The organism is Enterobacter pseudoroggenkampii (assembly GCF_026420145.1).
GTDB classification, from domain to species: domain Bacteria; phylum Pseudomonadota; class Gammaproteobacteria; order Enterobacterales; family Enterobacteriaceae; genus Enterobacter; species Enterobacter pseudoroggenkampii.
Window position 1 is genome coordinate 165,416 of sequence record NZ_JAPMLV010000004.1, and the last position, 22,122, is coordinate 187,537.

General features: G+C 59.0%; 21 protein-coding genes. 12 read left to right on the top strand and 9 right to left on the bottom strand.

What is annotated here, in order from left to right:
• Positions 1-29: 29 nt before the first annotated feature.
• From OTG14_RS17795 to mltB, 4 genes are all read right to left on the bottom strand, one after another.
• Entirely contained in the window at positions 30-908 is an 879-nt protein-coding gene (locus OTG14_RS17795) for a metal ABC transporter substrate-binding protein (RefSeq protein ID WP_148768878.1), read from the bottom strand.
• Positions 909-922: 14 nt separating this feature from the next.
• Positions 923-1,783, bottom strand: a complete 861-nt coding sequence (locus tag OTG14_RS17800; protein ID WP_024907701.1) for a metal ABC transporter permease — start codon at positions 1,781-1,783, stop codon at positions 923-925.
• Positions 1,780-2,433: a metal ABC transporter ATP-binding protein gene (locus tag OTG14_RS17805; protein WP_048991903.1), complete on the bottom strand. Its 654-nt coding sequence runs from the start codon at positions 2,431-2,433 to the stop codon at positions 1,780-1,782. Before OTG14_RS17805 ends, OTG14_RS17800 begins: the two co-directional genes overlap by 4 nt.
• A gap of 312 nt (positions 2,434-2,745) precedes the next feature.
• Entirely contained in the window at positions 2,746-3,846 is a 1,101-nt protein-coding gene (gene mltB, locus OTG14_RS17810; protein WP_193745671.1) for a lytic murein transglycosylase B, read from the bottom strand.
• Between the two features lie 251 nt (positions 3,847-4,097).
• On the opposite strand from mltB, the gene srlA reads away from it, so the two are divergent.
• The 7 genes from srlA to gutQ all read left to right on the top strand — a co-directional run bounded on the left by srlA (position 4,098) and on the right by gutQ (position 9,008).
• Positions 4,098-4,661 carry a PTS glucitol/sorbitol transporter subunit IIC gene (gene srlA / locus OTG14_RS17815; protein WP_003862164.1) on the top strand — a complete coding sequence of 188 codons (564 nt, stop codon included), beginning with the start codon at positions 4,098-4,100 and terminating at the stop codon, positions 4,659-4,661.
• On the top strand, positions 4,658-5,617 hold the full coding sequence (gene srlE, locus OTG14_RS17820; RefSeq protein WP_024907704.1) for a PTS glucitol/sorbitol transporter subunit IIB: 960 nt from the start codon (positions 4,658-4,660) through the stop codon (positions 5,615-5,617). Before srlA ends, srlE begins: the two co-directional genes overlap by 4 nt.
• 12 nt (positions 5,618-5,629) lie before the next feature.
• Positions 5,630-5,992, top strand: a complete 363-nt coding sequence (gene srlB / locus OTG14_RS17825) for a PTS glucitol/sorbitol transporter subunit IIA (protein WP_024907705.1) — start codon at positions 5,630-5,632, stop codon at positions 5,990-5,992.
• Positions 5,993-6,006: 14 nt separating this feature from the next.
• Positions 6,007-6,786, top strand: coding sequence for a sorbitol-6-phosphate dehydrogenase (gene srlD, locus OTG14_RS17830; protein ID WP_023294411.1), 780 nt, complete (start codon positions 6,007-6,009; stop codon positions 6,784-6,786).
• A gap of 67 nt (positions 6,787-6,853) precedes the next feature.
• On the top strand, positions 6,854-7,213 hold the full coding sequence (gene gutM / locus OTG14_RS17835) for a transcriptional regulator GutM (RefSeq protein ID WP_032648019.1): 360 nt from the start codon (positions 6,854-6,856) through the stop codon (positions 7,211-7,213).
• Between the two features lie 63 nt (positions 7,214-7,276).
• Positions 7,277-8,050 (top strand): glucitol operon DNA-binding transcriptional repressor SrlR, encoded by a 774-nt coding sequence (gene srlR / locus OTG14_RS17840; RefSeq protein WP_021241949.1) that lies wholly within the window; start codon positions 7,277-7,279, stop codon positions 8,048-8,050.
• Positions 8,043-9,008: an arabinose-5-phosphate isomerase GutQ gene (gene gutQ / locus OTG14_RS17845; RefSeq protein ID WP_267215535.1), complete on the top strand. Its 966-nt coding sequence runs from the start codon at positions 8,043-8,045 to the stop codon at positions 9,006-9,008. The genes srlR and gutQ overlap by 8 nt, the downstream gene beginning before the upstream one ends.
• Here gutQ and norR read toward each other — a convergent pair.
• Positions 9,005-10,519 carry a nitric oxide reductase transcriptional regulator NorR gene (gene norR, locus OTG14_RS17850; RefSeq protein ID WP_267215536.1) on the bottom strand — a complete coding sequence of 505 codons (1,515 nt, stop codon included), beginning with the start codon at positions 10,517-10,519 and terminating at the stop codon, positions 9,005-9,007. The genes gutQ and norR overlap by 4 nt on opposite strands.
• A gap of 186 nt (positions 10,520-10,705) precedes the next feature.
• Here norR and norV point away from each other — a divergent pair, with 186 nt between their 5' ends.
• The 5 genes from norV (at position 10,706) to OTG14_RS17875 (ending at position 17,165) form a co-directional block, all read left to right on the top strand.
• Positions 10,706-12,154, top strand: a complete 1,449-nt coding sequence (gene norV / locus OTG14_RS17855) for an anaerobic nitric oxide reductase flavorubredoxin (protein ID WP_148769295.1) — start codon at positions 10,706-10,708, stop codon at positions 12,152-12,154.
• The gene (norW, locus tag OTG14_RS17860; protein WP_267215537.1) at positions 12,151-13,284 is read left to right on the top strand and encodes an NADH:flavorubredoxin reductase NorW; all 1,134 of its coding nucleotides are present in this window, start codon (positions 12,151-12,153) and stop codon (positions 13,282-13,284) included. Before norV ends, norW begins: the two co-directional genes overlap by 4 nt.
• A gap of 244 nt (positions 13,285-13,528) precedes the next feature.
• Positions 13,529-13,687 (top strand): hypothetical protein, encoded by a 159-nt coding sequence (locus OTG14_RS17865; RefSeq protein ID WP_162837374.1) that lies wholly within the window; start codon positions 13,529-13,531, stop codon positions 13,685-13,687.
• Positions 13,688-13,874: 187 nt separating this feature from the next.
• Complete coding sequence (nagE, locus tag OTG14_RS17870; protein WP_032648026.1) at positions 13,875-15,365, top strand: N-acetylglucosamine-specific PTS transporter subunit IIBC; 1,491 nt, start codon at positions 13,875-13,877, stop codon at positions 15,363-15,365.
• 132 nt (positions 15,366-15,497) lie between these two features.
• Positions 15,498-17,165 (top strand): SgrR family transcriptional regulator, encoded by a 1,668-nt coding sequence (locus OTG14_RS17875; protein ID WP_267215538.1) that lies wholly within the window; start codon positions 15,498-15,500, stop codon positions 17,163-17,165.
• Here OTG14_RS17875 and OTG14_RS17880 read toward each other — a convergent pair.
• From OTG14_RS17880 to OTG14_RS17895, 4 genes are all read right to left on the bottom strand, one after another.
• The gene (locus tag OTG14_RS17880; protein ID WP_267215539.1) at positions 17,138-18,160 is read right to left on the bottom strand and encodes a HoxN/HupN/NixA family nickel/cobalt transporter; all 1,023 of its coding nucleotides are present in this window, start codon (positions 18,158-18,160) and stop codon (positions 17,138-17,140) included. The two genes, OTG14_RS17875 and OTG14_RS17880, sit on opposite strands and share 28 nt — an antisense overlap.
• Positions 18,138-20,378, bottom strand: a complete 2,241-nt coding sequence (hypF, locus tag OTG14_RS17885; RefSeq protein ID WP_267215540.1) for a carbamoyltransferase HypF — start codon at positions 20,376-20,378, stop codon at positions 18,138-18,140. The genes OTG14_RS17880 and hypF overlap by 23 nt, the downstream gene beginning before the upstream one ends.
• Positions 20,379-20,383: 5 nt before the next feature.
• Entirely contained in the window at positions 20,384-20,929 is a 546-nt protein-coding gene (gene hydN / locus OTG14_RS17890; RefSeq protein ID WP_029739520.1) for an electron transport protein HydN, read from the bottom strand.
• 134 nt (positions 20,930-21,063) lie between these two features.
• Positions 21,064-22,077: a LacI family DNA-binding transcriptional regulator gene (locus OTG14_RS17895; RefSeq protein ID WP_267215541.1), complete on the bottom strand. Its 1,014-nt coding sequence runs from the start codon at positions 22,075-22,077 to the stop codon at positions 21,064-21,066.
• Between the last annotated feature and the right edge of the window lie 45 nt (positions 22,078-22,122).

The following is a 22,122-nucleotide window of genomic DNA, read 5'->3' on the forward strand; positions in this document are numbered from 1 at the left end:
CCGGTACGGACGCACCGGCGGTGGAAAGGTTATTTCATGCTGTCAGCGAGAGTGTTCACATTGTGGCGAAACGCCTTAACGTAGGTGTCTGCCACCCCACCTTTTGCCGACAACGCTTCCGGATAAAGTTCGCCCCCAGGCTGCGCGCCCGTCGCCGACGCAATCTGTTTAACCAGACGCGGATCGAGCTGATTTTCCATAAACCAGGTTTTTACGCCGTCGGCTTTGATCTGATTGATAATCTCAGCCACCTGCGCCGCGCTGGCTTCGCTCTCAGACGACAGCCCCTGCGGCGCCATAAACGTCACGCCGTAGGCGCGGCTGAAATAGCCGAACGCGTCATGGCTGGTCAGCACTTTACGCTTCGCCGGCGGGATCTGGCTAAAGCGCGTTTTGGCCCAGTTATCCAACTGGCTAAGCTGCGCGATATACGGTTTACCGGAGGCTTCCAGCGCGGCTTTGTCATCCGGATCGGCTTTCACCAGCCCGTTCAGAATATTTTGCGCATACAGCGCCCCGTTCGCCGCACTGTTCCACGCGTGCGGATCGGTCACGGTCTTTCCATCTTCCTCAAGCGTGTGGGTTTTCACCCCGGTTGAGGCGACGACCAGCTGTCCTTTGAACCCGGAGGCTTTCACCAGACGGTCAAGCCAGCCCTCCAGCCCCAGACCGTTCACCACCACCACATCGGCCTTGCTCAGCGCCGCGCTGTCTTTCGGCGATGGTTCGAAGGTATGCGGATCGCCGTCCGGCCCGACCAGCGTCGTCACCTTCACATGGTCACCGCCCACCTCCTGGGTGATGTCCCCCAGTATCGAAAAGCTGGTGACCACATTCAGCGTTTTCGCCATCACGCCGTGCGACATCATCCCCAGCGCAAGCGCCACTACTAATCCTGTACGTTTCATCGTTTCCCCTTGCGTTAAAAATACGCCCGCAGACTGCCAGCGAGCCTGCTTCGCGTACCCAATAAAATGGAAATAAAGAACAGCGCGCTGGCGGTGAGCACAATGGATGGCCCGGCCGGTAGACTCATCGCCCAGGAGAGGCTCAGCCCCAGCCATGCGCAGAAAATACCGCTGATACCCGCCATCAGGAGTAAGGCAGGTAACGTGCGCACCCAGCAGCGTGCCGCCACGGCCGGAAGCATCATCAGCCCGACGGCCATCAGGGTGCCGAGCACCTGAAAACCGGCCACCAGGTTAAGGACCAGCAGCGCCAGAAACAGTCCGTGCAGCAAGCCGGGCAGCCAGCGGGCGTTCACCTGTAGCCAGGCGGTGTCAAACGCTTCGGTAACCAGTCCGCGATAGAACATCGCCAGCACGATAAGGGTGAACATACACACGCCCGTGACAAACAGCGCGGCGTCGTTGTCCACGGCGAGGATGGAGCCAAACAGCAGATGCAGCAGATCGACATTCGACCCGCGAAGCGACACCAGCGTAACCCCCAGCGCCAGTGAGCCGAGATAAAACCCGGCAAAGCTGGCATCTTCTTTCAGCGGCGTGCGGCGACTGACCAGACCGGCCAGCAGCGCCACGGTAATGCCCGCGATAAAACCGCCGATACTCATCGCCAGCAGCGACATACCGCTGAGCAAATAGCCCACGGCAACACCCGGTAAAATGGCGTGAGAAAGGGCATCGCCCATCAGGCTCATCCGGCGCAGCTGAAGAAACACGCCAAGCGCGGTAGTGCTGACGGAGAGCGCCAGGCAAACCACCAGCGCGCGACGCATAAAGCCGTACTCAATAAACGGCTGAAAAAAGAGATGCCAGATCATGCCACCCTCACCCGCTCGGTTTTCCACTGAGGTACGTCAGCATCCAGCCGTAACGTCTGCGGGAAATGGCGCGACACGCGTTCGCTGTCGTGCAGTACCGCGAGCAGCGTTTGCCCCTGCATGTACATCTCCAGCATCACATCCATCAGCACGTTGCAGGTGGCCTCATCGACCCCGGTAAAGGGTTCATCCAGCATCACCAGCGGCGCCTGCTGCACCAGGACGCGGGCAAACAGCATGCGCTGAAACTGACCGCCGGAGAGTTCATCAATGGTGGATAACGCCATGGATGCCAGCCCAACGCGCTCAAGCGCACTGGCAATGCGCAGCCGCGTTTCGCGACGAAACCCGGAGAAAAGCGAAATGCCCGGCCAGCAGCCCATGCTTACGACGTCCTGTACGGTCAGCGGAAACTGCGCCTCCAGCGCGTGACGCTGTGCCAGCCAGCCGATTACCGGACGCTTACCCTGCCAGCGGAAACCACCGCTGACGGGCGGGATAAATCCCGCCAGCGTTTTCAGCAGCGTGGATTTCCCGCAGCCGTTAGCGCCGATAATGGCGGTCATGCTTCCGCGCTCAATCGTGCCCGAGAGGGGTCGCGTAACGGGCAGGCGTTCATAACCCGCGACCAGTTCATTCATCACGATCATGGCAATGCCACCGCCCAGCGCACGGCCAGCCCGATAAAGACAACAAGCACCAGCGCCAGCAAAAGCCGAACCAGAGCAGACAGAGAAAAAAGGGACGTTGACATGTCGATACCGCATTAAATGTTATAACATAACAATAATGAAAGACGGTTAAGATGTAAATGGAGGGTTTAAAAGGGAGTGTGGCGAAATGTTTCTGCAAAACTTCCCTCTCCCGTGGGAGAGGGTCAGGGTGAGGGCATCAGGCCGCACCGTGCGCGCCGCCATGCCGGGTGGCGGCGTTGCCTTACCCGGCCTACCCGTCGGAGCAGCTTACTGACTAAACGGTGACGCCGCCGGCACGCGGGCCTGGGATACAGCCAGCCCCAGTTGCCACACCGCCATCGCATAGTGAGTGCTGTGGTTATAGCGGGTAATGGCGTAGAAGTTCGGCAGGCCGTACCAGTACTGATAGCCCGTTCCGACATCCAGACGCAGCAGGCTCGCCTGTTGCGCATTACCCAGCGGCTGCGTTGGCGTTAAGCCTGCCGCGGTCAGCTGCGAAATGCTATAGTTGGTTTTGAAGCCATTTTCCAGCCCCGGCGCCTGACCGTTCGCCTGCACCGCCACCTGGCCGCCCGGCACCCAGCCGTGCGCTTTGAAGTAGTTCGCCACGCTGCCGATGGCATCCACCGGATCCCACAGGTTGATGTGACCATCTCCGTTAAAGTCGACGGCATACTGTTTATAGGACGACGGCATAAACTGGCCGTAGCCCATCGCGCCGGCAAACGACCCTTTCAGATCGAGCGGATCGTCCTGCTCGTTGCGCGCCATCAGCAGGAAGGTTTCCAGCTCGGAAGAGAAATACTCCGCGCGGCGCGGGTAGTTAAAGGAGAGCGTCGCCAGCGCATCCAGGATGCGGGTTTTACCCATCACGCGGCCCCAGCGGGTTTCCACGCCAATAATCCCGACAATGATTTCAGGCGGTACGCCGTACACCTGCCACGCGCGGTTGAGCGCATCTTCATACTGATTCCAGAACACCACGCCGTTTTGCACGTTGTCCGGGGTAATAAACTGTTTGCGATAGCGCAGCCACGCGCCGTTTGGCCCGCTCGGCACCTGGGCCGTCGGCGCCTGCCTGTCCATCAGGCGCAGCACGTAGTCCAGACGCTTGGCCTGAGACAAAATTTCGTGCAGCTGCTGTCTGTCAAAGCCGTGTTTGCTCACCATTTTATCGATGAACTGCTCGGCCGCCGGGTTATTCGCGAAGTCGCCGCCCATCTGCATCATATTGTGCTGCGGCTCCAGCAGGAATCCTCCGGAAGGCGCGCCCGCCGTTTGCTGAACGGCTTCGGTCTTAGGTTTGCTACTACAGGCAGACAGCAGAATAAGCGCAGGCAACAGCGCTGCATAACGACGCTTGAACATGAGACATCCATTTAACGGGTTCGATAAGAACCCAGTATGGTAAAGCATCCGCAACACCTCAAGGAAGCGGTACGCACCTCCCCCACGCAAATCCGCGCTTTTTAACACCGAAAATCATTCATCACGTCAATTAACTTTCAAAATAATACATTTTTCTTTCATTGTGAGATCTAACTAACACTTTAAAACCTTTCAAAGTGATTATTATTAGCCGCAGATAGACAAAAACAAACGCCCCACAGGAGAGAAGAATGATAGAAACCATCACCCACGGCGCCGAGTGGTTCATCGGGCTGTTTCAGAAAGGCGGAGAAGTGTTCACCGGCATGGTGACCGGGATCCTGCCCCTGCTGATCAGCCTGCTGGTGATCATGAACGCGCTGATCAACTTTATCGGCCAGCAGCGTATTGAACGCTTCGCCCAGCGCTGTGCCGGGAATCCGCTGTCCCGCTACCTGATACTGCCCTTTATCGGCACCTTCGTGTTCTGCAACCCGATGACCTTAAGCCTCGGTCGCTTCATGCCGGAAAAGTACAAGCCGAGCTATTACGCCGCCGCCTCCTACAGCTGCCATTCGATGAACGGCCTGTTCCCGCACATCAACCCCGGCGAGCTGTTTGTGTATCTCGGGATCGCCAGCGGTCTCACCACGCTTGGCCTGCCGCTCGGCCCGCTGGCGGTGAGCTACCTGCTGGTCGGCCTGGTCACCAACTTTTTCCGCGGCTGGGTGACGGACCTCACCACCGCCATTTTTGAGAAAAAAATGGGCATCCAGCTTGAACAGAAAGTCCATCTTTCAGGAGCCACAGCATGAACCGGATCCGCATTGAGAAAGGCACGGGCGGCTGGGGCGGCCCGCTGGAGTTCGACGCCACCGAAGGCAAAAAGATTGTTTACATCACCGCGGGGACGCGCCCGGCGATCGTCGACAGGCTGCGCGAGCTAACCGGTTGGGAAGCGGTCGACGGCTTCAAGGAAGGGGAACCGCCGGAAGCGGAAATCGGCGTGGCGGTGATCGACTGCGGCGGCACGCTGCGCTGCGGCATCTACCCGAAGCGCCGCATTCCGACGGTGAACATTCACTCCACCGGAAAATCCGGCCCGCTGGCGCAGTACATTCTTGAAGACATTTATGTCTCAGGCGTGAAGGAGGACAACATCACGCTGGTGAATGGCAACCCCGCGCCGCAAAAAGCGGCCCCGCGCGAGTACGACACCAGCAAGAAAATCACCGAGCAGAGCGACGGCCTGCTGGCGAAGGTCGGGATGGGCATGGGTTCCGCCGTGGCGGTGCTGTTCCAGTCCGGGCGCGACACCATCGACACGGTGCTGAAGACCATTCTGCCGTTTATGGCGTTCGTCTCGGCGCTGATCGGCATCATTATGGCCTCCGGCCTGGGCGACTGGATTGCCCACGGCCTCGCCCCGCTCGCCAGCCACCCGCTCGGGCTGGTAACGCTGGCGCTGATCTGCTCCTTCCCGCTGCTGTCGCCGTTCCTCGGCCCGGGCGCGGTGATTGCCCAGGTCATCGGCGTGCTGATTGGCGTGCAGATTGGTCTGGGGAACATCCCTCCACACCTCGCCCTGCCCGCCCTGTTTGCCATTAACGCCCAGGCGGCGTGCGATTTCATCCCCGTGGGGCTGTCGCTGGCGGAAGCGCGCCAGGATACCGTGCGCGTGGGCGTGCCGTCCGTGCTGGTCAGCCGCTTCCTGACGGGCGCGCCGACGGTGCTGATTGCCTGGTTTGTCTCCGGCTTTATTTATCAATAAGAGGTTCCTGCGATGACCGTGATTTACCAGACCACCATTACCCGCATCGGCCAGAGCGCGGCCGACGCGCTGAGCGACCAGATGCTAATCACCTTCCGCGAAGGGGCGCCTGCGGATATCGAAGAGTTTTGCTTTATCCACTGCCACGGCGAGCTGAAGGGCGAGCTGAAGGCAGGAAGCCAGCTGGAGCTGGGCGAGGCGCGCTATGCCGTGACCGCCGTCGGCGACGTCGCTGAACAAAACCTGCGCGAGCTGGGCCACATCACCCTGCGTTTCGACGGCCAGCCGCAGGCGGAGTATCCCGGCACGGTTCACGTCGATGGTCCGGTTCCGCAGGCTGTCACCCCAGGCTGCACGTTAAAATTTGTTGCGTAATTAAGGAGAAACACATGAGTCAGGTTGCCGTTGTCATTGGTGGAGGACAAACCTTAGGCGAGTTCCTCTGCCGTGGGCTTGCCGCTGAGGGCTATCGCGTGGCGGTAGTGGACATTCAGAGTGAAAAAGCCGCCCGCGTGGCGGACACCATTAACACCGAGTTTGGCGAAGGGATGGCGTACGGGTTTGGTGCCGACGCCACCAGCGAGCAGAGCGTGATGGCGCTGGCCCGCGGCGTGGACGAGATTTTTGGACGCACCGACCTGCTGGTCTACAGCGCGGGGATTGCGAAAGCGGCCTTTATCAGCGATTTCGAACTGGGGGATTTTGACCGCTCGCTGCAGGTGAATCTGGTGGGCTATTTCCTCTGCGCCCGCGAGTTTTCCCGTCTGATGATCCGCGACGGTATTCAGGGGCGCATCATTCAGATCAACTCAAAATCAGGGAAAGTGGGCAGCAAGCATAACTCCGGCTACAGCGCGGCGAAGTTTGGCGGCGTGGGGCTGACGCAGTCTCTGGCGCTGGATCTGGCCGAATACGGCATTACCGTGCATTCGCTGATGCTGGGCAACCTGCTGAAATCGCCGATGTTCCAGTCCCTGCTGCCGCAGTACGCCACCAAGCTCGGCATCAAAGCGGAAGAAGTGGAGCAGTACTACATCGATAAAGTGCCGCTGAAGCGCGGGTGCGATTATCAGGACGTGCTGAATATGCTGCTGTTTTACGCCAGCCCGAAAGCCTCGTACTGCACCGGACAGTCGATTAACGTCACTGGTGGGCAGGTGATGTTCTGATCGAGCGGCCTGATGCCCTCACCCTAACCCTCTCCCACAGGGAGAGGGAATACAATAAGGAGCCGATATGGTCACCGCACTCATCACCGTCGCCGCCCTCGCCTGGCTCTGCCAGATGGCGTTCGGCGGCTGGCAAATCCACCAGTTTAACCGCGCGTTTGATGCCCTGTGTCAGAAAGGTCGCGTCGGGGTCGGACGTTCCGGCGGACGCTTCAAACCGCGGGTCGTCGTGGCTATTGCGCTGGATGAAAACAATAACGTCTGCGATTCACTGCTCATGCGCGGCATGACCGTCTTTGCCCGTCCGGTGAAAATCCAGGCAATTAACGGCATTTCGTTGCAGGAATTGCAGCCTGATGTGATCTTTCCCCATGATCCACTCTGTCAGAATGCACTATCATTAGCGCTTAATCTGAAACATGGATAATTTCGTTGTGAAAGCTATAGACTTGCGAAATTATCATTTCGCAACCTAAGGAACGAAGCGCCTATGAAACCTCGTCAGCGGCAGGCGGCCATTCTCGAACATCTGCAAAAACAGGGAAAATGTTCGGTAGAGGATCTGGCCCACTACTTTGACACCACCGGCACGACAATACGCAAGGACCTGGTATTGCTCGAAAACTCTGGCGCCGTCATTCGAACCTACGGCGGCGTGGTGCTCAATAAGGATGAAGCGGACCCGCCTATCGATCACAAAACGCTGATCAACACCCACCAGAAGGCGCTGATTGCCGAAGCGGCGGTGAAATTTATCCACGATGGTGACTCCATTATCCTTGACGCCGGCAGCACCGTCCTGCAGATGATCCCGCTGCTCAGCCGCTTTAACAACATCACGGTGATGACCAACAGCCTGCACATCGTCAACGCCCTGTCAGAGTTCGACAGCGAGCAGACCATCCTGATGCCCGGCGGCACCTTCCGCAAAAAATCCGCCTCATTTCACGGCCAGCTGGCGGAGAACGCCTTCGACCATTTCAGCTTTGATAAACTGTTCATGGGCACCGACGGCATCGATCTGAACGCGGGCGTCACGACGTTCAACGAGGTGTTCAGCGTCAGTAAAGCCATGTGCAACGCCGCGCGGGAAGTAATTTTAATGGCAGACTCGTCGAAGTTTGGCCGCAAAAGCCCCAACATTGTCTGTAGCCTGGAAAGCGTCGACAAGCTGATTACCGACGCGGGTATCGACCCGGCGTTCAGGAAAGCGCTGGAAGAGAAAGGCATCGACGTGATCGTAACCGGAGAGAGAGATGAGTGATTTTCTGTTAGAAACGGGCCGCCAGACGCTGACGCTGGAGCTGCAGGAAGCCAGCCGCCTGCCGGAACGTCTGGGCGAGGATTTTGTCCGCGCCGCCAACACTATTATCCACTGCGAAGGCAAAGTGATCGTGGCAGGCATCGGTAAATCCGGCCATATCGGCAAAAAGATTGCTGCGACGCTCGCCAGCACCGGCACCCCGGCGTTCTTCGTGCATCCTGCAGAGGCGCTACACGGCGATCTGGGGATGATAGAAAGCCGCGACGTGATGTTGTTTATCTCCTACTCCGGTTCGGCCAAAGAGCTGGACCTGATTATTCCGCGCCTGCAGGAAAAATCGGTCGCCCTGCTGGCGATGACCGGGAAATCCCGCTCGCCGCTGGCGCTGGCCGCCAAAGCGACGCTGGATATTTCCGTTGAGCGTGAAGCCTGTCCGATGCACCTCGCCCCGACCTCCAGCACCGTTAACACGCTGATGATGGGCGACGCGCTGGCGATGGCGGTAATGCAGGCGCGCGGCTTTAACGAAGAAGATTTCGCCCGTTCGCATCCGGCGGGGGCGCTCGGCGCACGCCTGCTCAACAAGGTTCACCACCTGATGCGCACCGACGATGCTATTCCGCAGGTCAAACTCGATACCAGCGTCATGGACGCGATGCTAGAGCTGAGCCGCACCGGCCTGGGGCTGGTAGCGGTGTGCGATGACGACGGGTACGTCAAAGGCGTGTTCACCGACGGCGACCTGCGCCGCTGGCTGGTGGGCGGCGGCAAGCTGGAAACCAAAGTGTCGGACGCTATGACACAGGGCGGGCTGACGCTGAACGCCGAGAGCCGCGCCATTGAAGCCAAAGAGGTGCTGATGAAGCGCAAAATCACCGCCGCGCCGGTGGTGGATGACGCCGGCAGACTGTGCGGTGCCATCAACCTGCAGGACTTCTATCAGGCCGGGATTATCTAACCCTTCAGTCCGAGACGCTTCGCCAGCCGGTGCAGGTTGGCGACGTCCATCTCCAGCGTCCGGGCGCACGCCGCCCAGTTACGGTTATTCTGCTCCAGCGCGCGGGTAATCCTCTGACGCTGAAACGCCTCCGTGGCTTCACGCAGATTTTCATTCGCTATCTCTGGCGCCGCCTGCACGACAGCCGGTGTGGTTTCATCCTGCAGCGCAAAATGGCGCGCGTGGATCACCACTTCGTCACCCGAACGCGTCGCCCGCGCCAGCACCACCGCACGGTGGATCGCATGCTCCAGCTCGCGCACGTTGCCCGGCCAGCCGTAGCTCAACAGATGCGCCCTCGCTCCCGGGCTCAGCACCACGCGGGAAAGCCCCATCCGGAGACGGCACTGCTCGCAGAAATAGCCCGCCAGCAGCACCACGTCGTCCCCGCGCTCGCGCAGCGGCGGCACGGTAAGTGGGAACACGCTCAGGCGGTGGAACAGGTCGGCGCGGAACTGCCCGGCCAGCACCGCTTCACGCAGGTCACGGTTGGTCGCCGCCAGCACGCGAACGTCCACTCTGTGACTGCGATCATCCCCCACGCGCTGGATGTCGCCGTACTGCAACACGCGCAGCAGCTTGGCCTGTAACGAAAGGGAAAGCTCACCAATCTCATCCAGAAACAGCGTGCCGTTATCGGCCATTTCAAACTTGCCGCTGCGGTTGCTGATGGCCCCGGTAAACGCTCCCTTAACGTGACCAAACAGCTCGCTTTCCGCCACGCTCTCCGGCAGCGCGGCGCAGTTGAGGTACACCAGCGGGTTAATCGCGCGCGGCGAGGCTTCGTGAATGGATTTCGCCACCAGCTCCTTACCGGTGCCGGTTTCGCCGAAGATCAGCACGTTCAAATCTGAGGCGGCAACAATCTCAATCTCTTTTTTGAGCTGCGCCATGCCCGGCGAGAGGCCAATCATCTCTGTGTGCGTTATCTGCTCAAACGCCGCCGGGCTGCCGGGAAGAATATTCTGGCTCTCCAGCTGTTCAATCAGCAGCGCGTTGTTAAGCGCCCCGGCGGCCAGCGCCGCAATCAGGCGCAGTTCTTCATCGCTAAAGGTGTCGAACTGGACCGGCGACAGGCCGTCGAGGGTCAGCGCGCCAATCAGATTCTGCCCAGCAAACAGCGGCAGGCCGATACAGGCGTGTACCTTCAGACTCTCCTGTCCGGGAATAAGCCCGTCGTACGGATCGGGCAAGTCGCTGTCCGCCGGGAAGCGCACCACGTCACCCGCGCGGGCGATAGTTTCCAGACGCGGATGGCCTTCAAGGGTAAAGCGCCGTCCGAGCACATCCTTCGCCAGGCCGTCGATCGCCAGGGGAATAAACTGTCGTCCTTCGTAGCGCAGCAGCGCCGAGGCGTCGCACGCCAGCACGTGGCGCAGCGTGGAGATCAGCCGCTGAAAGCGATCCTGATGGCCGATACCGGTTTGCAGCTCAATGGCGATCTTCGCCAGCACGTCTACGGAAAAGCTCATGTCTGCCTCGCTGTCATTTTGACAATGCATGTTGTCATAGTGACACTGTTTTGAATAGTCATAATGACTACCCATTACGGATCATAAAAAAATTAATTAAGTAAAATCAATAAAATAAAAGTTGGCACGCAACTTGATATAAGCAAACCATCTTATTTGAAAATGCTGTATCATGTAGAGGTTGCTATGTCTATTCTGGTTAAAAATAACATTCATTGGGTCGGTCAACGTGACTGGGAAGTGCGCGATTTCCACGGGACGGAATACAAAACGCTGCGCGGCAGCAGCTACAACAGCTATCTCATCCGCGAAGGAAAAAACGTGCTGATCGATACCGTCGATCACAAGTTCAGCCGCGAGTTCGTGCAGAACCTGCGCAGCGAAATCGATCTCGACACCATCGATTACATCATCATCAACCACGCGGAAGAAGATCACGCCGGCGCGCTGACCGAGCTGATGTCTTACATCCCGAACACACCTGTCTACTGCACCACCAACGCCATCGACTCGATCAACGGCCACCACCACCATCCGGAGTGGAACTTCCACACCGTGAAAACCGGCGACGCGCTGGATATCGGTAATGGCAAGCAGCTGATCTTCGTGGAAACCCCGATGCTGCACTGGCCGGACAGCATGATGACCTACATGACCGGTGACGCGGTGCTGTTCAGCAACGACGCCTTCGGCCAGCACTACTGCGACGAACGTTTGTTTAATGACGAAGTGGATCAGACAGAGCTGTTCGAGCAGTGCCAGCGGTACTATGCCAACATCCTGACGCCGTTCAGCCGCCTGGTCACGCCGAAAATCACCGAAATCCTCGGCTTCAACCTGCCGGTGGAGATGATTGCCACCTCCCACGGCGTGGTGTGGCGTGAAAACCCCACCCAGATCGTCGAGCTGTACCTGAAGTGGGCGGCGGACTATCAGGAAGACCGCATCACTATTTTCTACGACACCATGTCCAACAACACCCGCATGATGGCGGACGCCATTGCCCAGGGCATCAACGAAGTGGACCCGAACGTGGCGGTGAAAATCTTCAATGTGGCGCGCAGCGATAAGAATGAGGTGTTAACCAACGTGTTCCGCTCTAAGGGCGTGCTGGTGGGCACCTCCACCATGAACAACGTGATGATGCCGAAAATTGCCGGTCTGGTAGAAGAGATGACCGGCCTGCGCTTTCGCAACAAGCGCGCCAGCGCCTTTGGCTCCCACGGCTGGAGCGGCGGCGCGGTAGACCGTCTCTCCACCCGCTTACAGGATGCGGGCTTTGAGATGTCCATGAGCCTGAAGGCCAAGTGGCGCCCGGATATCGACGCCCTGGAGATCTGTCGCCAGCACGGTCGCGACATTGCCCGTCAGTGGGCGCTCGCTCCGCTGCCGGAAGTGGCGGCAAAAGCACCCGAACAGCAGGAAGCCTGCGCCTGTGCCGCCGCGGCAGCCGCCGATCTCGGCCCGCGCATGCAGTGCAGCGTCTGCCAGTGGATTTACGATCCTGACCTGGGCGAACCGCTGCAGGATGTTGCCCCGGGCACGCCGTGGCGCGACGTGCCGGACAATTTCCTCTGCCCGGAATGTTCCCTCGGTAAGGACGTCTTTGACGAACTGGGTACGGAGGCAAAATGAGCAACGGTATCGTCATCATCGGCTCGGGCTTTGCCGCCCGTCAGCTGGTGAAAAACATCCGCAAGCAGGATGCCAGCGTGCCGCTGACGGTGATTGCCGCCGACAGCATGGACGAGTACAACAAACCTGATTTAAGCCACGTTATTAGCCAGAATCAGCGCGCCCAAGAACTCACCCGCCAGACGGCGGGGGAGTTCGCGGAACAGTTCAACCTGCGTCTGTTTCCGTACACCTGGGTCACCGATATCGACGCCGCCGCACACGTGGTGAAAGCAAAAGAGAAGACCTGGCAGTACGACAGGCTGGTGCTGGCCACGGGTGCCTCTGCTTTCGTGCCGCCGATTGAGGGCCGCGAGCTGATGCTCACCCTCAACAGCCAGCAGGCGTATCAGGCCAGCGAAACGGCGCTTCGCGACGCAAAGCGCGTGATGATTGTCGGCGGCGGACTGATCGGCACCGAGCTGGCGATGGATTTCTGCCGGGCGGGCAAATCGGTGACCCTGGTCGACCATGCGGCGAGCATTCTGTCGGCGCTGATGCCCGCAGAAGTAAGCAGTCGCTTACAGCATCGTCTGACCGACATGGGGGTGCATCTGCTGCTGAAATCGCAGCTGCAAAGCCTGCGCAAAACCGAAGGCGGTATTCGTGCCACGCTCGACCGCAGCCGCAGCGTTGAGGTGGATGTGGTTATCGCGGCGACGGGCCTGCGCCCGGAAACTGCGCTGGCGCATCGTGCAGGCGCCGAAACAGGCCGTGGCGTGAAGGTAAATAGCTACCTTCAAACCACGCAGCCCGATATTTACGCGTTAGGCGACTGCGCTGAAATCAACGGTCAGGTGCTGCCTTTCCTGCAGCCGATACAGCTGAGCGCCATGTATCTGGCGAAAAACCTGCTCGGCGGCAGCGCACCGCTGAAACTCCCCGCCATGCTGGTGAAGGTTAAAACGCCAGAGTTACCGTTGCATCTTGCGGGGGAGACACAGCGCATGGATCTGAGCTGGCAGATTGCCATTGAACCTCACGGAATGGTTGCACGCGGCTCTGACGCCGAAGGTCAGGTACGCGCCTTTGTGGTTAGCGAAGATCGGATGAAGGAGGCTTTCGCTCTGCTGAAATCGCTGCCCGCGTAACCCGTAATCTCTTGCCACGCTCACTTAACCATTGGATTATATTATCCGCTGCCCCGATGTCCCGGGGCTTTTTTTTGCGAATTCTATTCAGGACATAAATACAAACAAGATAAATCACCGCCATTAATCCCTTAACCATTACATCCATCAATATTTAAATACGGAACACCTGATAAACACCAGCCTGTTTTATTCCCTGTTTTCGGCTTATCCTAAAAATAGACCCATTAGCCGGAGACATCCCATGACCACCTTTAGCAAAGAACTCAACTACCTTTCCGCCTATTTTAAACAGGCTAAAAAATCAGAACATATTTTGTTTCGCTGGCTCTACCTCAGCCCGGAGGCGCGCATAGAGCGCCTGCGAGAACTGATGATGCCGGTGAGTAAACGTGATAACTGAAGCACGACCAGTTTAAAACCGGAACAAATTAGTTACTTCATCATTGTTTATGCCATGAACAATTCGCTGATAAAATATAATAAAAATTAATTTATTCCGCATCACATTTTTATTACAGGGACTTTCGCATTAAAATAAAAGGTGTTATTTTTCGTCGTGAATTAAGTCCTTTTTGGAATCCACTCTCATGAACGCATTTAGTTATCTGCAACGTCTGGGTAAAGCCCTGATGTTGCCAATCGCCACCCTGCCCGTTGCAGCGATATTATTACGCCTCGGGCAGCCTGATGTTTTTAATATTCCGTTTATAGCCAGCGCCGGTGGCGGTATCTTTGACAGTCTACCTTTGTTGTTTGCCTTAGGGATCGCCATTGGTCTGGCAAAAGACAACGCCGGTGCTGCAGCCCTCGCAGGGGCGGTGGGTTTCCTGGTGCTTACCAAAGCCACGGCCGTCATAAACTCATCCATTAACATGTCCTTCTTCGCCGGGATCATTGCCGGTGTCGTCGCGGGTCACTGCTACAACCGTTTCTCAAACACCAAACTTCCGGACTTTCTCGCCTTCTTTGCGGGCAAACGCCTGGTGCCGATCGTAACCGGGCTTATTTGCCTGTTCATCGCCTGGATTTGCGGGTATGTCTGGCCTTCCGTGCAGCACGGTATTGATACCTTCAGCCTGTTTGTCTCTCGCAGCGGCGAACCGGGATGGTTTATTTATGGTGTCCTGAACCGCGCGCTAATCCCCTTCGGTTTGCATTACATTCTGCACTCCGTCTTCTGGTTTAGTCTCGGCGACTGCCTGAAAGTGACTTACGATGCCGCCAGCGCCGTACACAATATCTGTCTGGCCCCTGACGTGGTAAAAGGGCTGGTGGTTGGCGGTGCTGTACCGGGTATTGACGGTTCCAGCATCACGCAGATTGCAACCGACCTGACCCGTGGCGACCTTAACCGCTTCTTCGCCGGTGACCCGCATGCAGGCGTTTACATGGCCTGGGCTTACCCGATCTTTATGGGAGGCCTGCCGGGTGCCGCGCTGGCGATGTATTTCGCCGCACCGAAAGCACGTCGCGCTACCGTAGGGGGGATGCTGCTTTCTGTGGCTCTGACCGCTTTCCTGACCGGCATTACCGAGCCCATCGAGTTCTCCTTCCTGTTCCTTGCCCCTGCTCTGTATGCGCTGCATGCGGTACTGGCGGGCGTGAGCATGGTGATCACCAACAGCCTCGGCGTACTGCACGGTTTTGGTTTCTCTGCCGGGCTTATCGACTTCGTTCTCAACTGGGGACTGGCTACTAAGCCGTGGATCCTGATCCCACTGATCGTGCTGTTCTTCGCGATCTACTTTGTCGTATTTACCTTCGCGATCCGCTTCTTTAAGCTGAAAACGCCGGGCCGCGAAGACGACGAGGCTGTAGCGGGTAACTCTGACGATCAAAGCGAAGCCATCGCACAATACATCGCGGCACTGGGTGGCAAAGACAACCTCAGGATTGTCGATGCCTGCATTACCCGCCTGCGCCTGACGCTCGTTGATAACAGCGTGCTGGATGAGCCCGTGCTGAAATCGCTGGGCGCGAAAGGTATTCTCAAAATGGGTACGCAGAATGCGCAGGTTATTCTGGGCCCGCAGGCAGAAAGCATTGCGCTAAAGATTCGGGCACAGCTTGAAATCTGACGCTGCATAATCCAGTTCCCTCTCCGCCCTGGAGGGGGAACAAAACCGGAACACTTTATCAATCCAGACCTTAATTATTCCGCAAAAAAACCTACACTCTCACCATCCACCTTTTATCCTGGGTACGTCGACATGCGCCAGCTTCAGAAAATCCGTCAGTATCAACGGCTTTATCAACACTTTGGCGCAGAGCCAAAGCCGACGACTATCGCTGAAGTCGCCGAGGTGGCGCTGTGCAGTGAACGTCATGCACGTACCCTGTTGCGCCAGCTGGCGCAGAGCGGATGGTTAAGCTGGAATGCTCAGCCGGGACGGGGACATCGAGCCATCTTGCACTGCCTGACAACCACCAGCGAACTCAGCGCCCCTCTGATGCACGCCTGCCTGGAGAAGGGGGATTACCAGAGCGCGCTGCAGCTGGCTGATGGCGATCCAGCCAGCCTGCATCACATCATCACACCCTTTTTAGGCGGAAAGTGGCTTAAGCACCAGCCAACCCTGCGCATTCCCTGGTATCGTCCACTGACGTCGCTTCATCCGGCGCTTCAGCGTCGTCGCGCTGAGCAGCACATTATCTGCGCCGTACACGCGGGATTAACGCGCTATATGCCCGGTCAGCCGCATCCAGTACCTGATCTAGCCCATCACTGGGAATTCAACGAAGACAAACGCCGCTGGCGTTTTTACCTGCGCAGCGGTGCGCACTGGCACAATGGGCAAGCTATCAGCGATGAAGATATCCTCATTGCGCTGCAACAGGTATTGGCCGATCCGGCACGCAATGCCGGTCTGACTCACGTCTGCAGGGCGTTGCTTATTGCCCCCTGGTGTCTGGAGATACAGCTGACCATCCCCGATGCGATGCTGGCGCATCGTCTCGCGCACCACGTATGCCGCCTGCCACATCCACAGCAACCGGACATCGGTGCCGGACCCTTTGCCATTGCGCATCACCATTCTCACTACCTGCGCCTGGAGCGCCAGCCCTGGTATTTTGCTGCCCATCCGCTACTGCATGCGATAGAGTTCTGGCGAACCCGTACGGAGGCGCAAAAGCCGGCGTGGATCACCGTCGGGAAAGGACAAAATGCGCAGGCAGCGGTAACGTCCACCAGCGGCGGATTCGCCTGGCTAATGGTAAACGCCAGGTTACCCGAGCCGCTTGCGGCCTGGCTACGTCAGGAAATTCAGAGCATGACTCATCAACAGTTTCTCCATCGGGATGATTTAGAAACCCAAACGGAAATACTGCCAGGCCTGACACCACCGCAATACCCGCAGGCTTCGGAAGCGATGCTTCCCGCCACGCTTTCGCTGGTTTGCTACCACACACCTGAACTGTGCGAACTGGCCGATATTCTGCGCGCGCGCCTGAAAAAGCACAGCTGCAACGTGACGGTGAAATGGAAAGATCGCGAAGAGTGGCATGGTCATAACGCGCTGGATCAGGCCGATCTTTTGTTGGGTGACTATCTGGCGGGTGAACTGCCAGGCTTTGCCCTGGTGGAGTGGTTTTTTGATGAGCCTGCGTGGGCCACGGCATTAGGCGAGGACACCTGGCAAGAAGAGAAGCAGAAACTGATGGGTTATTGTGAAAGTGAGGAGACCCTGAATAATCACCTGCCCTCCTTCTTTCGTTCCTTGCTGGAAAGCGGCGCCTGTACGCCGCTTTTCCACTACCGCTACCGTCTTAACACCCTGGAAAACGTGCAGGACATTGTGCTGACCGCCAGCGGCTGGCTTGATTTTACCCGCGCCTGGCTACCCCCTGCTCAGGATCGCACCACCAGCGCGTCGTAGCCGCGCCAGCGGTAGTTGACCATGGAGATCAGCCAGCAGGCAACGAACAGCCCGACCACCACAAACCCGGCGTTGCCCAGGTTGTCGTTTACCGCGCCAATCAGATCCCAGACGCCGCCGCTGAGGGCAAATTTATCCATCAGCAGACCCAGCGCTTCCAGCCCGCCGATAAACAGCGCCACCACCACGGAGGTGCCGGTGATAGTCATGTTGTAATAGAGCTTGCGCTGCGGCTTGTTAAACGCCCAGCCGTAGGCACCGACCATCAGCAGGTTATCGAGGGTATCCACCAGCGCCATGCCGCTGGCGAAGAGCGCCGAGAAGATCATGATTGACCACACCGACATCCCGCTGGAGGCGCTGGCGGCAGAGATCCCCAGCACGCCAATCTCGGTGGCCGTGTCAAAGCCGAGGCCAAACAGGAAACCGACCAGGTACATCTGCCAGCTTTTATTCACCAGGCGGAAGGTTTTGCCAAACAGCCAGTTCATGACGCCGCCCTGGGCAGGGAGCGTGATGTCGCCCTGCACAGGCCTGCCGCGTTTTAGCGCCTGAAAACTGCGCCAGACGCCGCGCAGGATCACCATATTCACCAGCGCCATCGCCAGCAGGAAGGTCGCGGAAACGGCGGTACCAATCAGGCTGCCAGTTTCGTGGAACCATTCCATGTTTTTCTGAAACGCCGTGGCGGTAGCGGCGATGGCAATGGAGGCCAGCACCACGATGGTGGAGTGCCCCAGCGAGAACCACGCCCCCACGCCGGACGGGCGCGAGCCCTGCTGCATCATCTTACGCGTCACGGTATCAATGGCGGCAATGTGGTCAGCGTCCACCGCGTGACGCAGCCCGTAGCACCACGCCAGCAGACTTGCCGCCATCAGCGCCGTGCTGCCGCTAAAGGTGTGCCATGCCCATCCCCAGGCCAGCAGGTTTGCCATTACCAGAGCCAGCAGCAGGAGCGCGGCGCGAGGTTCATTGCGTAACAGTCGTAACATTTTTAGTCCTTTGTAAACATGACCGGGCAGCGGCGACCACCGCCTGCCCGAAGGAGATCGCTCCGTCACCTGCGGGCAGGCGCGAAGGAAAAAGAAGCGTAAAGTCAGAAAGGTAATGACGCAGGCGCGCGCGCAGCAGACGGTTGTGTAATACCCCGCCGTTGAGACAGATTGTCGACAGCGATAAGCGCCGGGCATGGAACGCAGCGAGCTCCGCCAGCCCTTTTGCCAGCGCGTCGTGAAACGCCCACGCGCGCTCGCAGGGCTCTGCCTGCCAGCTCAGCCACTGCTGCCAGAAAAGCGCAAAGTCTTCCACCGACAGCGTAACCGGGTGTTCGACGCCGTTGCACTGTGCCGCCAGCGCTTCCAGCCTGCAGGCCGCTTCACCTTCCCAGGATTGGGTTTCGATACCCAGCGCGCAGGCGACGGCATCAAACAGGCGACCGCACGACGACGCCCGCGGCGCGTTGACGCCGCGCTGGATAGCCTTCGCCAGCAGCGGCCAGTTCTGACGCTGTACCGCGCGCGTTTCCGGGTACTGCTGCCAGTCAGGGACAAACGCCAGACACTGGGCGAGCAGGTTGCGCCACGGCTGCCGCGCCGCCAGATCGCCCCCCGGCAGCGCAACGGCAGGCAAGCCACCTAAATGCGCGCACTCGAGATAGTTGACACGCAGGCACTCCCCGCCCCACAGCGCGCCGTTTTCCCCCATGCCGATCCCGTCCAGCGTCAGGGCGATAACATCTCCGCCATCGCGCGGCCAGCCGTTTTCGGCCAGGCACGCCGCCGCGTGGGCGTGATGATGCAGCACGGTTTCAACAGGCAGCCCCTGCGCCTGCGCCCACTGGCGCGCACGGTACCCCGGATGGGCGTCGCACACCACGCGCTCAGGACGGAAGGCATAGATGTCCTGCATCGTCGAGAGCGCGCCGTGCCACTGCGCTTCGACACCCTCGTCACCGAGATCGCCAAAATGCTGGCTCAGCACCGCCTGGTTGCCACGCACCAGGCAGAAGGTGTTTTTCATCTCCGCACCGGTGCATAACGTGGCGGGGATATTCTCGAATCCCGCAGGCAACGTGATGGCATCGGGCACAAAACCGCGCGCGCGGCGCAGCATCGCGCCGTCCCGATCCACCACCGAATCGTCCATTCGTTGAAGAATATCGCGATTGTGTAGCAGGAAGCCGTCCACGATGCCGCTGAGCTCATCCAGCGCCTGCCGGTTGGTGATGGCAGGCGGCCTGCCGCTAAGGTTGCCGGAGGTCATCACCAGCGGTCGCTGGCAGTCCATCATCAGCAAATGCTGCAGCGGGTTCGCAGGAAGCATGATGCCCACGGAATCCAGACCGGGCGCGATACCTTCCGGGAACGCGGGCAGCCAGGCTTTTGGCGTGAGCACAATGGGTGCGGCGGGTGAGCGTAGCAGCGTCTGAACCGTCTCCGGCAGGTCATCCGCATGCGGGATCATCACCGCCAGCGGCTTCGCGGGCCGCTGCTTGCGTGACCGAAGCGTCGCGACCGCCTGCGGGTTACGCGCGTCACAGACGAGGTGAAAACCGCCCAGCCCTTTAACCGCGACTATACCGCCGCTTTTCAGCATCGCCACCGCCGCACGCAGTGCCGTTTCGCGGGTGGCAAGAACGTCGCCCGCGCGCCATTCCAGCGCAGGCCCGCAGTCCGGGCAGGCGACCGGCTGGGCGTGAAAACGGCGGTCGGCAGGATTGCGGTACTCGGCTTCACACGGCCCACAGAGCGGGAACGGCGCCATTGCCGTGGCCGGGCGGTCGTAGGGCATGGCGCGGATAATGGTAAACCGCGGCCCGCAGTGGGTGCAGTTGATAAACGGATAGCGATAACGGCGTTCGAGTGGGTCGCCCATCTCAGCCAGACACGCCGGACAGGTGGCGGCATCCGGCACAATCTGGGTGTCCATTGTCCCGGCCGCGCTGTGGCGGATGGTAAAGTCCTCCGGTACGTGCGCCCAGGTAAACGGCTGCGCTTCCACGCGGTCAATGCGTGCCAGCGGCGGGCAGTCCTGATGCAGCCTCGCGGTAAAGGCCCCCCCATTACCCGCGAGGCGCACCAGCACGCCCTCTCCGTCATTGCAGACGTCACCGGTCAACTGAAGCGCCTGCGCCAGCTGCCAGACGAAGGGACGAAACCCGACGCCCTGCACCTTGCCGCGCACGCGCAGCTGAACGCCGTTGCTGCTCATACGGTTCAGAACAGCAGCGATGACGAGGTGTCGAACGCCGCGCGACGGCGCTTTTCGGCGCTCATCTGCTCAAGCTTGTCGCGATCAACGCAGACCAGCGCGTGCGTCGGGCAGGCTTCCATACAGGCCGGGCCGGCGTCGCGGTGGTAGCACAGGTCACATTTGTTGGCTTCGGCTTTGTCCGCGCGCACGCTCAGTCCCATACCGCTGTTGCGCACTACCGGACGGACCACCACCTCCATCGCGCCATACGGGCAGGCGACCACGCAGGTTTTGCAGCCAATGCAGCGCTCCTGCATCACGTGCACAAAGCCTTTCTCGCGTTTAATCGCCCCGTTCGGGCAGACGTTGGCGCACGGTGCGTCTTCGCACTGGCGACAGATGGCGGCGGTGGAAATATTCACGCCTTTGATGACGTGGATGCGCGGCAAAAACGTGTCAGGGGTAAGCGACGCGCAGTCCTGCTCCGCCTGATGGGAAACCACGCACGCCACTTCACAGGTACGGCAACCAATACACTTACTGGCATCGGCCATAATAAAACGGTTCATCTGCTTCTCCAGCATTACAGTTATGCCCGGAGATATTCATAAACCGTGCCAATAATTAAATTATTGATTTTATTTGGTTTTAAAAATAAAAGCGGTGCTGTCATCGTCACTTATGACGATGACAGCTGTCGACATCAGCGGTGCGGGCCGTCAATAACCGAGTCGCGCAGGACAAGCTCGCCGGAGAAAATTTGCTGATATTTAAACTCGCCGCCGTCGAGCATGAAGATCAGGCGGCTGATGGTCTCTTTGATCATCTCCGTTACCGGGATACGTACGCTGGAAAGCGACGGCACAATGTAAGGCGCGATGGCCACGTCGTCAAAACCGATCACCGACACCGCGTCCGGTGCGGCTACGCCGCTGTCGTGCAGCTGCTTCATGGCGCCAATTGCCATGTCGTCATTACTCGCCACCAGCGCCGTAAAGCGTTCACCGCGAGCAAGCAGTTCGGACACCGCCGCCGCGCCGCTGGCGGGGTTCCACTTCCCCTGCGCAATCAGCCCCTCGCGCAGCGGAAGACCGTGCTGCGCCAGCGCGTCCTTATAGCCGGAGAGACGCTCAACCCCGGTGGGAGAATCCAGCGAGCCGGTGATAAAGGCGATCTCCCGATGCCCTTTCGCAATCAGCTGTGACACCGCGTCCTGGCTGGAGGCTTTATGATCCGACCACACGCAGTGGCTGCTGTTTTTACGCAGGCGGCGGTTGAGCACCATAATGGGCTGCTCGCACTTCTCGACGATCTCATCCATCTCTTCCACGCTCAGAAAACGCGGATAGATGATCACCGCGTCACAGCGCATATCGAGCAGATACTGGATCGCCTCGCGCTCTTCATCCGCGCTGTGCTTGCCGTCCGCGAGGATCAGCTGCCGCCCTTTCTCTTCCGTCATGCGCGCGGCGTGAAACAGCAGCTCGCTAAAGTAGACGCCGTGATAAAGGGTGTTCGTCACCACCAGGCCCAGCGTCTGGGTACGTTTGGTCGCCAGGTTGCGCGCCAGCAAATTTGGGCGATAGCCGCTCTCTTCAATGGCCTGAAAAACCCTGTCTTTGGTCTCCTGGCTGACATAGCCATTTCCCGACAGCACCCGGGACACCGTGGCTTTCGAAACGCCTGCCCGCTTCGCCACTTCAAGCATCGTGGTCATGTTGTTATTCCGTCTGCATCTGATGGAGCGCAGTGTACTGCACTG

Bases quoted from the DNA above. Each gene is read 5' to 3' on its own strand.
- OTG14_RS17795 (WP_148768878.1), bottom strand. From the start codon at position 908: ATGAAACGTACAGGATTAGTAGTGGCGCTTGCGCTGGGGATGATGTCG.
- OTG14_RS17800 (WP_024907701.1), bottom strand. From the start codon at position 1,783: ATGATCTGGCATCTCTTTTTTCAGCCGTTTATTGAGTACGGCTTTATG.
- OTG14_RS17805 (WP_048991903.1), bottom strand. From the start codon at position 2,433: ATGATCGTGATGAATGAACTGGTCGCGGGTTATGAACGCCTGCCCGTT.
- mltB (WP_193745671.1), bottom strand. From the start codon at position 3,846: ATGTTCAAGCGTCGTTATGCAGCGCTGTTGCCTGCGCTTATTCTGCTG.
- srlA (WP_003862164.1), top strand. From the start codon at position 4,098: ATGATAGAAACCATCACCCACGGCGCCGAGTGGTTCATCGGGCTGTTT.
- srlE (WP_024907704.1), top strand. From the start codon at position 4,658: ATGAACCGGATCCGCATTGAGAAAGGCACGGGCGGCTGGGGCGGCCCG.
- srlB (WP_024907705.1), top strand. From the start codon at position 5,630: ATGACCGTGATTTACCAGACCACCATTACCCGCATCGGCCAGAGCGCG.
- srlD (WP_023294411.1), top strand. From the start codon at position 6,007: ATGAGTCAGGTTGCCGTTGTCATTGGTGGAGGACAAACCTTAGGCGAG.
- gutM (WP_032648019.1), top strand. From the start codon at position 6,854: ATGGTCACCGCACTCATCACCGTCGCCGCCCTCGCCTGGCTCTGCCAG.
- srlR (WP_021241949.1), top strand. From the start codon at position 7,277: ATGAAACCTCGTCAGCGGCAGGCGGCCATTCTCGAACATCTGCAAAAA.
- gutQ (WP_267215535.1), top strand. From the start codon at position 8,043: ATGAGTGATTTTCTGTTAGAAACGGGCCGCCAGACGCTGACGCTGGAG.
- norR (WP_267215536.1), bottom strand. From the start codon at position 10,519: ATGAGCTTTTCCGTAGACGTGCTGGCGAAGATCGCCATTGAGCTGCAA.
- norV (WP_148769295.1), top strand. From the start codon at position 10,706: ATGTCTATTCTGGTTAAAAATAACATTCATTGGGTCGGTCAACGTGAC.
- norW (WP_267215537.1), top strand. From the start codon at position 12,151: ATGAGCAACGGTATCGTCATCATCGGCTCGGGCTTTGCCGCCCGTCAG.
- OTG14_RS17865 (WP_162837374.1), top strand. From the start codon at position 13,529: ATGACCACCTTTAGCAAAGAACTCAACTACCTTTCCGCCTATTTTAAA.
- nagE (WP_032648026.1), top strand. From the start codon at position 13,875: ATGAACGCATTTAGTTATCTGCAACGTCTGGGTAAAGCCCTGATGTTG.
- OTG14_RS17875 (WP_267215538.1), top strand. From the start codon at position 15,498: ATGCGCCAGCTTCAGAAAATCCGTCAGTATCAACGGCTTTATCAACAC.
- OTG14_RS17880 (WP_267215539.1), bottom strand. From the start codon at position 18,160: ATGTTACGACTGTTACGCAATGAACCTCGCGCCGCGCTCCTGCTGCTG.
- hypF (WP_267215540.1), bottom strand. From the start codon at position 20,378: ATGAGCAGCAACGGCGTTCAGCTGCGCGTGCGCGGCAAGGTGCAGGGC.
- hydN (WP_029739520.1), bottom strand. From the start codon at position 20,929: ATGAACCGTTTTATTATGGCCGATGCCAGTAAGTGTATTGGTTGCCGT.
- OTG14_RS17895 (WP_267215541.1), bottom strand. From the start codon at position 22,077: ATGACCACGATGCTTGAAGTGGCGAAGCGGGCAGGCGTTTCGAAAGCC.